12 protein-coding genes and 2 pseudogenes are annotated in these 12,639 nt (G+C 67.3%); 13 read left to right on the top strand and 1 reads right to left on the bottom strand.

Annotation, left to right across the window (positions count from 1 at the left end):
• On the top strand, nt 1-327 hold a 327-nt coding region (locus ACWD0A_RS31425), incomplete at its 5' end, for a DNA/RNA non-specific endonuclease (protein ID WP_451303638.1).
• A 313-nt stretch (nt 328-640) separates the two neighbouring features.
• On the opposite strand, the gene ACWD0A_RS31430 is transcribed toward ACWD0A_RS31425, so the two are convergent.
• Complete coding sequence (locus ACWD0A_RS31430) at nt 641-1,219, bottom strand: hypothetical protein (RefSeq protein WP_451303640.1); 579 nt, start codon at nt 1,217-1,219, stop codon at nt 641-643.
• A gap of 241 nt (nt 1,220-1,460) precedes the next feature.
• Between ACWD0A_RS31430 and ACWD0A_RS31435 the strand changes: the two are divergent.
• The 12 genes and pseudogenes from ACWD0A_RS31435 to ACWD0A_RS31490 form a co-directional block, all read left to right on the top strand.
• A pseudogene (locus ACWD0A_RS31435) lies at nt 1,461-1,961 on the top strand (transposase); the annotation flags it as partial.
• A 9-nt stretch (nt 1,962-1,970) separates the two neighbouring features.
• The gene (locus tag ACWD0A_RS31440) at nt 1,971-2,375 is read left to right on the top strand and encodes a hypothetical protein (RefSeq protein WP_451303642.1); all 405 of its coding nucleotides are present in this window, start codon (nt 1,971-1,973) and stop codon (nt 2,373-2,375) included.
• Nucleotides 2,376-2,633: 258 nt separating this feature from the next.
• Complete coding sequence (locus ACWD0A_RS31445) at nt 2,634-3,518, top strand: nucleic acid/nucleotide deaminase domain-containing protein (protein ID WP_451303644.1); 885 nt, start codon at nt 2,634-2,636, stop codon at nt 3,516-3,518.
• Between the two features lie 92 nt (nt 3,519-3,610).
• On the top strand, nt 3,611-5,209 hold the full coding sequence (locus ACWD0A_RS31450) for a WD40 repeat domain-containing protein (protein WP_451303646.1): 1,599 nt from the start codon (nt 3,611-3,613) through the stop codon (nt 5,207-5,209).
• Between the two features lie 85 nt (nt 5,210-5,294).
• The gene (locus ACWD0A_RS31455) at nt 5,295-6,821 is read left to right on the top strand and encodes a nucleic acid/nucleotide deaminase domain-containing protein (RefSeq protein WP_451303647.1); all 1,527 of its coding nucleotides are present in this window, start codon (nt 5,295-5,297) and stop codon (nt 6,819-6,821) included.
• 25 nt (nt 6,822-6,846) lie between these two features.
• Nucleotides 6,847-7,401, top strand: coding sequence for an SUKH-4 family immunity protein (locus ACWD0A_RS31460; protein ID WP_451303649.1), 555 nt, complete (start codon nt 6,847-6,849; stop codon nt 7,399-7,401).
• 333 nt (nt 7,402-7,734) lie between these two features.
• On the top strand, nt 7,735-8,325 hold the full coding sequence (locus ACWD0A_RS31465) for an SUKH-4 family immunity protein (protein WP_451303651.1): 591 nt from the start codon (nt 7,735-7,737) through the stop codon (nt 8,323-8,325).
• Between the two features lie 190 nt (nt 8,326-8,515).
• Nucleotides 8,516-8,797, top strand: a pseudogene (locus tag ACWD0A_RS31470) (IS630 family transposase); the annotation flags it as partial.
• A gap of 135 nt (nt 8,798-8,932) precedes the next feature.
• Complete coding sequence (locus tag ACWD0A_RS31475) at nt 8,933-9,502, top strand: maleylpyruvate isomerase N-terminal domain-containing protein (RefSeq protein WP_451303671.1); 570 nt, start codon at nt 8,933-8,935, stop codon at nt 9,500-9,502.
• A 180-nt stretch (nt 9,503-9,682) separates the two neighbouring features.
• Entirely contained in the window at nt 9,683-10,432 is a 750-nt protein-coding gene (locus ACWD0A_RS31480) for a transposase (protein WP_451303653.1), read from the top strand.
• 161 nt (nt 10,433-10,593) lie between these two features.
• Nucleotides 10,594-11,811 (top strand): hypothetical protein, encoded by a 1,218-nt coding sequence (locus tag ACWD0A_RS31485; RefSeq protein WP_451303655.1) that lies wholly within the window; start codon nt 10,594-10,596, stop codon nt 11,809-11,811.
• Between the two features lie 264 nt (nt 11,812-12,075).
• Nucleotides 12,076-12,375, top strand: a complete 300-nt coding sequence (locus tag ACWD0A_RS31490; protein ID WP_451303657.1) for a DUF6207 family protein — start codon at nt 12,076-12,078, stop codon at nt 12,373-12,375.
• The last annotated feature ends 264 nt before the right edge of the window (nt 12,376-12,639 follow it).

Consider the following 12,639-nt stretch of genomic DNA (forward strand, 5'->3'; position numbering starts at 1 on the left):
GTGAGCGCGTTCGGCGGTCCGGTCTTCCAAGAGGACGACCGCTTCTTCCGCGACGTCCAGATCCCCCGCGAGTACTGGAAAGTCATCGCATTCTCTGAAAACGGTGAACTCAAGGCCAAGGCCTTCCTGCTCACACAGAACCTCAACCAGCTCGAAGCCCTGGAACTCGACGAGTTCCGCGTCTTCCAGGTCAACCTGAACGAGATCGAAGAACGCGGCCACCTCCGCTTCCCCGCCCCCCTGCGCAAGGCAGACACACTCGTCGTGCCCGAAACACTGGCAGAGCGAGAACCACTGGACAATCTCGCTGACATTCAATGGCACTAGCCAGACCTCGCACCGTGCCCGAGGCAGCGAACAGGACGCGGCCGCGCACGCGCGGCAAGCAGCCGCCCCGGTACCGTCGCGCACCCGACGGTGCATCGACCTGCCGTCCCCAGGGTCCGCGAGCGGCCGGCTGGGGACGGCGGCACGAGGAGACAGCTGCGCCCCGGCACGGCGCGGAGCGCACCGGGGCGCAGGGGGCGTTGCCAGGGAGCGAGGGCGACGTGCTTGGACGGTGAAACTCTCGAGTCGAGGAATTCGTTCCGGCCTCCTGGGCCAACGCGGCGGCCCCGCGGATGACCACGCGCCGCCCGGGTCAGGGACCGAGAAGGTGCCGCTGGACCCGGGACCGGGCGCGGTCCGGGGTGGTGCCGAGATGGCGGGAGAGCTCGTCCGCCCAGTGGTCTGTGCTCGGGTCGATCCGGTACGCGGCAGTGCGGCCGGCGTTGCGGGCCAGGCGCTCGAGTGCGGCTACGGCGCGCAGGGCCGCGGCGGGGTGGTCGTCGGCGAGCATGCCCAGGCGGGTGTGGAGACGGTCGATCAGATCGGTGATGTCCACGGGAAGCGGCACCGTCTGCTGTTCGACGGTGGCGATGTGGGCCGCCCAGTCCCGGTAGGGGCCCGACAGGTCCGCATCATCCAGCTCGTCCTCGTCGGCGAGACGGTGCCAGTCGATCGGATAGTCGGGGCCGCGCCAGCCGCAGGCGCACGCACCACGGATGCCGGCCGCCTTCGGCCGCCCAAAGCGGCCGGTGTACGCCCACCACTCGCGCGTGCTCTGCATCGACGACCCACTGCCCAAATCCAGATACACCGGACGCGGCTCACTCCCATCGGCCAGCACCACGCCCGCATACCCGGCATGCTGCTCCTCGAACTCCTCCGCCACCCACATGTACCGAGTCCTCCTCGCCCCAAGCCTCCACGACGGCGCCATGCTTGCACCGCAGCGCCTAGGCACGGGTGCCGTTCCGTCGGCCAGGGTCCAACCGCTTGTTCTGTTGGACGGCAGGGGCAGACCTGCACCGATGCGCGACGGGGCAGACGGTCATCGGTGCAGGAGCCCGATGGCGACGGCTGCGGCGAGACCGGTGGCGAGCACCACCAGGCAGCCGGTGAACAGGGAGCGTCCCACCGACCGGATCGTCGGCCTCATCCTCGACCAGATCGCCGTCGACGGCTCCATCACCAAAGCTCCCGGCGGCGGTGAGGTCGCGGGGCGCTCCCCGGTCGATCGCGGCAAGCAAGGCCTGAAACGCTCGGGCATGACGGATGGGTATGGAATTCCGCTGGGCCGCGTGCTGGCCGGAGCGAACCGCCACGACTCCCCGCTGCTTGCCCCGACCCTGGACGGCCTGGACGACCTGGGACCGCTGCCCGACGACATTACCGTGCACCTGGACGCCGGCTACGACTCGGACAAGACCCGCGCCGTGCTTGACGAACGCGGCCTGCACGGTCGCATCGGGCACAAGGGCGAGAAAGCCCCGATCCAGGCAAGTCGCAGGTGGCATGTGGACCGGACCCACGCCGGGCGCACTGCTCGCCACCCTCGACGCCGAATCACGGCTCGCGAGCTCCACGCCTACAAGGCCGGCTGGAGCGACGCCCTGGTCGAGTTCCGCCGTACTCCGTAGGATCCCGGCGTGAGAAGTCTGTGGTGGATCGTCGCTGTCGGCGTGATCGCATTCAGCGCTTTCTTCTGGGCCGTCGGCGGAGCCGTCGACCTGGGCCTCGAGGAACACGCCCGCGGGCGCTACGGCCTTCCCGACGCAGGCGAGCGCTACACGTACGCCCTGTTCGGCGGGGGCGTGATCGCCGTGGGCTCCGCACTCGTCCTCGCCGGTCGCCGCGTGCCCGGCTGGAAGACCGCGCTGCTTCCCGCCTCCGGCCTTGGGTTCGGCGCCGTCTCGGTCCTGGTCCTGGGCCAGCAGACCCGGCACTGGATCGCCGCCTGCGCGATGGGCATCGCCGGGATCGTGATGACGCTGGCCGCGCTCCGGCGCCGACACGCGAGCCAGCCGCCAAGGGGTCAGCGCGCCCCAGGCTGATCGCCAGGGCCACTCACCTGCTCCCACCGAACCGCACACCGCGAAGCCCCTGCCTCCCCGCAGGGGCTTCGTCGTATGCCCGCCGAGCGCCGAGAGGCGCTCAACGAAGGAGGCCAGATGGCGAAGAGCCTTGAGCCGGACCTGGACGAACCACCGCTGGGACGAACGCCCGAACCGCTGCCCAGAGCACACGCCTACCCGCGCGACCTCTAAGGTCGTCTGTGACCATCAACCGCCTGCCTGTATTGCGAGGTTCCCATGCCCCCCGTCCCGGAGAACCGTGACGAGCTGGTTCAGCACTTCGGTCGTCAGGGGCTGCGGAGATTCGGGCGGGCCAGTTTGTCAGGTGCCCCCTTGCCGGAGGCCACGACGGTGTTCTTGGAGGAGTGCGGCGTACCGGTAGGCGTTGGTCCCTACTTCCGCGCTCCGCTTGTTGATGAGCCTGTAGCCCTGGGCGTTGTCGCGTCCCGTTCCGCCGGACCGCGGCCGCATGCCGTGATGGAGAGTTGGCCGCGCATCGGGTTCGACGGTCTGGCGCATCTGTGTGTGCGGCCCGACGGTGCGGTTCAGGCCGTCGTGCTGGAGGGGGTTGCGGATGACATGTTCGTGAACACGGATGTTTCGACGCTGAGTGCGTCGTTGCTGGCGCTGGACCGTGCACAGCCGTTGATTGCGGGGGCCTCGGGGTTGGAGGAGGCTGCGGCTGTCTTCCGCGATCTGTCTGCGGAGCTGCGACGGATTGATGCGGCGGCCTTCGAGGAGAGGGAGTCCTGGTGGCCTCGTGTCCTCGACGACATTCGGCACACCTTGAACTTCCCTTTCTCTGCTGCGTTCGAGTATGTCGATGCCGCGGGTGCCAAGCAGGTGGTTACGGAGGCCACGGGTCGGGGGCGGCCGCATCCTGAAGAGTTGATCTGGCGCCGCCTTTCCGGGGAGGGTGTGCAGCCTGACCAGGTGCGTCGTGTCTACTGTGAGCTGGAGCCGTGTCTCATGCCCGGCCACTACTGTGCCGTGTGGATGCAGGAGACCTTTCCGCAGGCTCAGTTCACCCACAGCTTCGACTACGGTGCGACCGCTGAATCCCGCGAAGAGGGACTCAAGGAGCTGATCACGCACGCTGCCGAGCAGGCGAGGCGTGGCTGATGCGGTGGGAACGTCCTGCTGCCGGTCGTGAACCGGCGGCAGCTGCTCTGCTGGGCTGGCTTGCCGACCCGCAGGCGCCTCGACTGTGTCTCGTGTCCGGATCGGAGGGATGCGGGAAATCGGGGCTGCTCGCCTGGCTCGTGCGCCACGGCAGCCAGCGTGGGACTCCGGCCGAGCGCGCGGTCCATGCCGTGGTTCCCGCCGCCGGGCGGAGCGTGCGGGGCACGGTGTGGTCGCTGGCCGACCAGCTTGGCGTCGTGGCGCGTGATCGGGGTGAACTCGTGGCCGTGCTGGGGCGGGACCCGCGGCGCACGGTGATCGTTCTGCCCGATCTTCACGAAGGGGACGGCATCGAGCTGGTGCTGAGCCTGGCCCGTCTGCCGCATGTCCGGCTGATCGTCGAGTCCCGTTCAGGTAGCCCTGCGCATCAGCGTCTGGCCGGCAGCGGTTGCGCGGAGCTGGACTTGGATCTGGAGCAGTGGAGGGACCTGCGTCGCTTCGAGCAGTGGAAGGCGTCCCTGAGCGAAGGTGAAGGCAGCGCGGTGTCGGGGCTTGAGGACACGGTAGTGGACCTTTCTGATCCGGTGGCGGTCTGTGCCGCCGATCCGTGGCAGGTCACTGCCGGGTACGAGAGTGACGGCGACCGTGACCACGGGGGGCTTCGTGCCGCTTGGTTGAGAGCGGGGCAGTCCCTGTGCAGGGAACAGTCACCGGCGGCTCGCGCACTGAGCCTTCTTTGTGTGTTGGGCGACTGTGCTGATCCGAGGCTTGCGCCTGTGCTTGTCGAGCTCGCGGCGGGCTCGGACTGGAGTGTGGAGTGGAGTCGGGTTCGGGGGGATATGGCGCCGCCCTGGCCTGGTGCCGTGGCCACGCTGGCTCTGGGCGAAGGGCCCCTCGCCGGCTGTCTGCTGGTGGTCGGTGCTGGCGGCGTCGTGAAGGCCGTGCACGTGGCGGACGCTTCCCCGCGTGGGCGCTTGCCTCAGGGACGCGGGGAACCGGCCGGTGCGACGGTCACCGCGGACGGCACCGTGCTGCTGCTTGATCAAGCCGGTCACGTGCACGCCGACACCAGCTGGGCCGCCCGGCGCGCGGGGTCAGGCCTTGCGGCCCTGCTGGACGACACCCCCACCGGCGCCCAGCGCCTGGTCGCAGCCGTGCAGGAACACACCGGCACGGCGCTCGCCTACGCCGCGGGACTCGACCTCGGGATCGTGGCACTGGGCGGCGCCACCGGCACCGTGCAAGCCTTCGGAGACGTTGCAGACTCCGCTTCGCTGCACGACGGCCCGGTGAGGTCTCTGGCCGCACTCAGCGTCCCTATCGTCGGCGAGACGGCCGTACCCCTCATCTACAGCGGCGGCGCGGACGGCACTGTGCGGGCCTGGTCACCAGGCCACTCCCCCATGACCGCGCCCTTGGTGCAACGGTCCTGCCCTGTGGTGTCCCTCGATGCCGCTGTCACGGACAGCGGGCCGTCCATCGTGGTGGCTTGGGGCGACGGCGCAGTGCAGTGGATCCAGTGGGGCACCGGTGCACAGCAAACGTTCCGGCCTGGCCCGCCTGTCCGTGCCGTAGCACTTGATTCGGACAGCCGTGTCTACATCGGGATGGATGAGGCCCTGACCTGCCTCGTTCCACGACGATCACACAGTGGCGACAGCTCTCCAAGATCTGACTTGCGGACTGTCTGATTCACAGCACCCTCACACGTGCAAAGTTGACGGCTGTTCAGCCGACGTGAAGGGTGGGGAGGTTGGCGTATAACGGGGGTTACACATGGGGATGACGCTGCCCGATGACCTGGTCGAGGTCCTGGACCTCATAGGCATCGACTGGCCACAGATCGACGAGGACGACGTCAAAGCCTCGGCCAAGGACTACCGGAAGCTGGCCGAAGGCATACGCGACGCGGTCAAGGAAGGCAACAACGCCTGCTCTCACATCGTCGCCGGCAAGAGCAAGGGCGAGACGGTCAACGCCATCGACCGCCGCTGGGGCAAGCTCACCACGAGAGACCTGGCAACCTTCGCCAAGGGATGTGACGACCTGGCCGGCGCCCTCGACGAATGTGCCGGTCTCATCGTCACGTGCAAGGTCGCGATCATCGGCAAGCTGACCACAACGGCCGCTGCGGCAACGGCCGGTGTCGTGGGCATGTTCTTCACCGCCGGTCTCAGCGGTCTGCTGTCTGCGGCTGCTATCGGCGCCGCACGGCTCGTCATCCAGGAAGCCATCGACTACGCCGTCGAGCAGATCACCGCGATCGTCACCGACAAGATTGAAGCCAAGGTCCTCGCCGAGATCGACAAGCTGTTCTCCGACAAGCTCGGCGGCGGCAGTACCCATGACGTCATGGCCATGGGCAGCGCGGACATGGCCCAGGACCTCGTCATCGAGTTCGACGAGTTCGACCGCGCGGCCGGTGACTACCAGAAGACCGCCACCAACTTCGACAAGAAGAAGGGCGAGTTCAAGGCCGGCGGAGCCGGGCGCAAGACGTCGGTGAAGAAGGACAGCAGGTTCCACAAGCTCTCCACCGTCATGGAGAAAGCCGAGGACGCGGTCGACAAAAAGGCCGACGAGATGGTCAAAACCCTCGAAGACCACGGCGGCAAGATCGACAAGAGCAAGAAGGACCAGAAGGGCACCGACGAACAGAAGAAGAAGGACATCGACAGCTGCAAGGACGTCGACGGCAGCGATGTCCGCACGTACCTGCTCAACGCTGACGGGTCGGTGCAACGCCTGTACGAAGACGGGCGAACGGAAAAACTCGACGATGCCGACAAGACCCGGCTGAACGGCGTTGTGCTGAACGACGGGAAGGCATGGATCCCCAGCACCCCGAAGGAAAAGAGCGAGTTCTACGCCGATTCGAAACATCCGGGCAGGGCAGATTCGAAGAAGATCGGATTCGACAGCAATGACGACCTGGTGCGAGCAACACAGGCGGCCAGGATCGCCCGGGATGACTACAAGGGGACCAACTACGCCGCTGGCCGGTACATCGCCCCTGACGGCAAGGAGTCAATACTCGTCGGCTACAGCAATAAGAACGGTCACTCCGAGCGCATGATCGGACGCCCGCTTCTGCACAACGGAAAACAGGACGGGCTCACCGAGGTATTCACCGAACGGGAGCCCTGCAGAAAGAACCCCGAATGTGCGCGTTGGCTGGATTACTATTTCGGAAACGATACGAAAGTAACTCACGTCGCCGACTACTACAAGGCGGACGGCAAGACAACGAACGTGGAACATACCAAATATGTCGACCACTTGAAGAAGCTCCACGGCAAGTAGCGACACCGTGAGGTAGGATTAGAGCGTGAACTTCTCTGTGACTCCAATGCAGTTGATCGAAGCCTACGGGCTGGAAAGCATCATCTACTTCCCTCAGAGCTCGGCCATCGAATTCGATGCGCGTTCGGCGAACTTCCTGAGTACTGTCGGGCTTCCGCATTCGGAGGTATTCACCTCCCGGGAAGACGTTACGGACCCCTACCCCGCAGATCTTGACGCGATCTCCCTGGGGAGCCGTTTCGACCACTACGGCATGCCTTGTCCGGCGGAGAGCCGGTCCTGGTGGATGCTCGGCTACCTGTTCACCTCCCTCGTGGCCATGGACCCCAAGTCGGCGAAGGTATACGCATTCCCTGAAGGATCCACCGGATATATCGAACTCCATCGAGATGTGGAGTCCCTGGTATACGCGCTCATCGAATTCCGCAAGCTTGAAGTCGACCACGACAACGACGTTGATCCCGAGGAGTTGTCAGCACGATTCAAGCAGGTGGTCGGCGACTTCGACCCCACCCCTTTCGCTGACGAGGAATCACAGTGGAACCTCTCACTGGAAGAACTGGAACACGGGATGTGGTGAGACGACTCCTCGGGCACACCGTGTCGACGGCCAGGCAGGACGTACAACCGGAAGTGCCCTGCGGCAGCCCGCTTGGAATCGCCCGAGGTCGCGGCCCTACTGCAAGCCCCTGCGGGTCTCGCTTCCCGCGCCAGGGGCCACTCGGTACCTGTCCACCTTGCCGAGCGCAGGCTGGCGGCGCCCCCCGTGAACGGTCGACTTGCCCCGACGGTGCTATGTCAGGCCCGGCAGCGGTCCTGGAACTTGCAGCCATCGGGCCCGTGGAACTCGTGCATGGTGATCTCCATCCGGCCAACGTGCCGTCTGGTTTGGGCGCCCGCATGGTGGCGATCGATGACAGACAGGTTCAGCATGCTTACCCATGTCACCCCAGAAGCCGCGATCGAGGCGTTCGGTCTCACCTCCATGACCTACCTTCCCCACGCAGCACCCGGGCACCTCCATGCGCCGACGGCCGACTTCCTGGCAAACGTCGGACTTCCGGAGAGCAAGTTCTTTGGCACGCGGATGGACCTGGAGGACGACAGCGCGCAACGCCTGGGTTTCGGCCCGAGCCTGAAGGCGTCCTTTGCACGCGCCGGATCCGAACTGCCGCCGGAAGCGGAGAGGGAGCTGCTCGGGCACTTCATCCACGCCGCAGTCGCCCTCGACCCGCGGGACGGGCGGATCTACGCCTTCCCGGAGGGAGAGATCAACTACCAGCCGATGCACGCGGATGTATCGAGCCTCGTGCACGCGCTCATCGTCCTGAACAAGGGTCGGTTGGACTACCTGCAGCTGGACACGGACGACGACGAGCAGCGTCTGCGCATCGTGGACCGCATGACTCAGGAGATCACCGCTGTCGACCCGACACCCTTCGCAGACGAAGAAGGTGAGTGGGAAACCCTGTTCGATCAAATCAGCGCCAACATGTGGCGATGACACAGCGGCCCATCATCAGCAGGCGGCAAGGACACCCAGCGGCTACGTATATGAGGCCAGCGGGATTGGGGTTACTGACGGGCTGCGGAGAGCTGGCCGTCGAAGGTGCTGTCGAACGCGTCCAGTGCGGTCTTTCAGCGGCTGTTCCTACGGGCTTGTCCCGACGGTCTCGACCGCGTTGGGCAGGCCCCGGATCGAGCAGGTGCTGGGGCGCTTCCCTGACCGGGTGTTCGCCTCCGACGAGTTCGGGCCACTGGGGATCCGGCCCCCCGCGGGCTCTTGCTGGACGAAACAGGGCAAGCCCGACCGGCTGCCGGCGACCTACCACCGCACCCACGGCGTCACCTACTTCCACGGCTGCTACTCCGTCGGCGACGACCGGCTGTGGGGCGTCAACCGCCGTCGCAAAGGCACCGCCAACACCCTGGCGGCGCTGGAGTCGATCCGGGCCGCCCAACCCGACTGCTCGCCGTGCAACGCCGAGAGCGTGCCCGCATCCGCAGCGAGAAAGGCATCCGCTGGGGCGGACGTGCCAGATGCCCGGCGGCGTGAAGGATCGACAACCGGCATAGCCCACTCCCACAATACGGACCGCGAGGAGCTCTGCATGGACTATCAGGACGTTGACGCCGCCGTGGCAGAGATGCTGCGGGTGCTTGGCCCCCAAACCGCCGAGGACTGGACGGTGCCGGCGGGGCCGCTCGAATGGACCTGCTGGCAAACAGCAGCCCACATCGGCCACGACCTGTTGGCCTACGCAGGGCAGTTGGCAGCACAGCCCGCCGACGCCTACCTTCCCATCGACCTGAACGTTCGCCCCACTGCCTCGCCGGTCGAAGTACTCCAGGCCGTCACCGCCTGCGGTGGACTGCTCAGCAGCGCCCTGGCCACAGCCAATCCGACCCTGAGGGCCTGGCACTGGGGCCCGTGCGACCCCGAAGGGTTCGCGGCGATGGGCGTCGCCGAAGCCCTGCTGCACACCTACGACATCACGCAGGGACTGTCCGTGGACTGGCTGCCACCAGCACCGCTGAGCGCAGCAGTACTCAACCGGCTCTTCCCCGCCGCCCCGCCCGGAGACCCCGCCCAGGTACTCCTCTGGTGCACCGGCCGCGGAGAACTCGACGGCCTCCCTCGCCAAACCTCATGGAGGTGGGCAGCAGCACGATCAGGCTGATCGAGCTGACCCCGGCGAACGTTCCCAGCACTAGGGTCTTTCGTTTGGATCAGGCCGGATCATTGAGCCCTTTCACCGTGGCCACCGATCGGGTGATGGCGTCGGTGCCCGCAACGGACAGGGCTCCTGTGCCGTTGGGTGAGGTGTTCGAAGTCTCAACCTGCCGGTCCAGGAGCCCTGTTGGTTCCCTATCCTGCCGCACTCGACCTGCCTCATGCGCTGGTCGAGTGGGTCACGATGCTCATCGTCACCCGTGAGGGTGACCGTCGGTGCAAGCTCCCTCCGCACCAGCGTGCCCTCGTCGCTCTCGTCTACCTGCGCAAGCACGACACCTTCGCCCAGATCGCCGCCGGGTTCGGCATATCCGTGGGCACCGCCCACGCCTACACCACCGCGGTTGTGCGGCTCCTGGCCGACCGGGCGCCGGGCCTGCTCAAGACCCTGGGCGAGCACGACCCCGACTACGTGCTCCTGGACGGAACCCTCAGCGAGTGCGACCGCCTGGGCGACGGACGCACCGACTACTCCCACAAGCACCGACGCCACGGCGTGAACGTGCAGGTCGTGACCGATCCCGAAGGCCGGCTGCTGTGGGTCTCACCGGCCCTGCCGGGCCGAGCCCATGACCTGACCGCCGCACGCACCCATCGCATCATCCGGATCTGCGAGCGCCAGGGCGTCCCGATCGTGGCCGACCGCGCCTACATCGGAGCCGGCTCCTGGGTCACCACCGCCATCCGTCGCCCGCCCAACGGCCAACTCACGCCGACCGAGCGGACGCTGAACCGCGCACTCGCCCACGCCCGCGCTCCCGTCGAACGAGGCGTCGCCCGACTGAAGTCCTGGCGCATCTTCCGCCGAAGCCGCTGCAGCCCAAACCGGATGACGATCACCGTCGCCGCGGTGCTCACCCTGGAGAGGCAACGCTGAAAAGGCTCATTGTTCGGGTGTGGTGTCTGGGTCTCAGCGGAGCCTTCCGGCGCGATCCTCCTGCATTCTGACCTGCACTTTTCGTGATCAGTCCGTGCTTGCGCCCGTCGCGACATGCGAATCAGTATGCGTAGTCGCAAACACGCACAAGGGGTGGGAATATGAAGACCGTCGGACGCTGGAGAGTCGTGCTCGCACTGCTCCCGACACTCGTCGGCGCGGCAGCATGCCAGGCAGGAGACAAGGACCGGGCGTCGGGGGAGGCGGTCTACGGCCGGCCGCTGGCCGAGCAGTTCCACGCGGCCCAGCAGGCCACACGGGAGGCGGGCACCGCCGCGTTCGCCGCGACACTGACGTACAGGAGCGCCGCCGGCGACGCGGTGCACACGACCATCGGCAGCCAGGACTACGCCGCAGGATCCGCACGGGCCACGTCCAGTCTCCGGGTCCCCGCGGACTTCCCGGAGCCTGCCGCCGAGTTCCTCGCGAAGCCGGGCACGACGGTCCGGCAGACTCTGGCAACCACCGGCGACGATGTGTACGTCAAGGACAAGGCCGCCGCCGCGTGGCTGCGTTTCACCTCCGAGGCGTTCAACGAGTTCGGTGAGACGACGAGCGCATTGTCCGTGCACGCGGCCGGTGACGCGGCCCCTTACAGCGGCACTCTCGCCGACCTCGTCACGCGCACGGTCCCCCGCGAGGAACCGGAGCGCGACGCGGACGGCAATCGCATCTACCGGGTCACCGTGCTCCCCGAGATCGCGGCCGAGCTGCTGCCGTGGAGGGCCCGGGCCACCGCGAAGGCCGGCATGGGAACGGAGCCCGTCGCCATGACGGTCACGCTGGATACCGAAGGGCGTCTGGCCAAGGTCACTGCCGACCTCGACCCGCTCCTGAGGGAGATGGACCTGATCGGTGTCACCGGTCTGCAGGCGTCGTACCAGCTCACGGCGTTCGGCGGCCCGTCTGCGCACCCGACGCCCGGCGAGGACGGCGTACGGGTCGAGGACGCCACGAAGGTGCTCGCGCCCACGGGCACGCTGAAGGACGGCCAGTGCGCCGCCACGGAAGCGGCCATCGGAACCCAGGCCGTCGTGCGTCCCGTCGACTGCGGGAAGCCGCACGACATGAGGGTGTTCGCCCAGGTCGCCGTGGACCGGACCGTGCCCGGGAAGACAGCGGTCAAGAGCGGCCTCGACTATGCCCGTGAGGAGTGCGAGCGTGAGGCGGCGGCTGCCCCCAAGGAGTGGTTCGCCGACAGCCGCCGCGGGGTCGAGTGGGCCGTCACCGGCAGGTCCAACGAGCAGTCCACAACCGGCAGCGGCCGGACAGACACGACTGTGACGGGCGCCTACACCTGCTACGTCGTCACTTCCTGACCCCCCTGTCGTGCGGGCCGGCGGCCGCCCCTGCTCACCATTGACGCGGTGCACTGCTGCCTGTTCGAGGCCGCGTGGCCTGGGAGGAACAAGGCGGCTGGCCGGCCGACAGGGCAGGCCGCCGACGGCGGACCGGTGACAGGGCACTGTCACCGGCACTGACGACGCCGCTGCCGATTCGACGCCACCGAGCTCGAAGCACTCAGGTGTTCGCCGACGGCCCCTGCGAGGAGACCATCGTCGACGACGCGCCGGCGTCGTCGCATGGAACATTCGCCTCGCCCCGTTCGGGTGAGAGACGGCTCCGGCCGGAACCACGGCCGGAGCGCTGGCCTCGGTCACAGCATCAAGCCCTTCGAGGACCTCCACATCAGCGAACCAGGACTTGTCGTCATCGAGGTGGCGGCCGCCGACGAAACCACGGCGCTTGCCGCGATCGAGGAGATCGGCACCCGGTGGCGCACCTCCGGCTCGTCGACCGCCTGGCGCGCGCCGGGCGAGCCAGGCGTCCGGGTGCGCACGTACGCCGACACCCGGACCGACCCTGGTGCCGATGACGACTGACCGTGGGAGCGGGTGCCACCGGCGCTCCGGCGCCGGCCGGTTCTGCGCGGCGATGGCACAAGGTCCGTGAGCACTCGGGGGAAGCAGTCGACGAATGTTCTCAGCGCCAGGCTGGCTTCCGACTCTGTCCGTGGGCTGGAGATATTCCTCCGGCCCACGGACAGGCTTATGCCCATCTGGTCCGCTCGCTCCCCATGGGCGGGAATGCCGCCCCCCTGGTGTGGGATGTTGCAGCTGCTCTTGGGACATGAGCTGCTGTGGGCG

This window comes from Streptomyces sp. NPDC002867 (genome assembly GCF_053591895.1).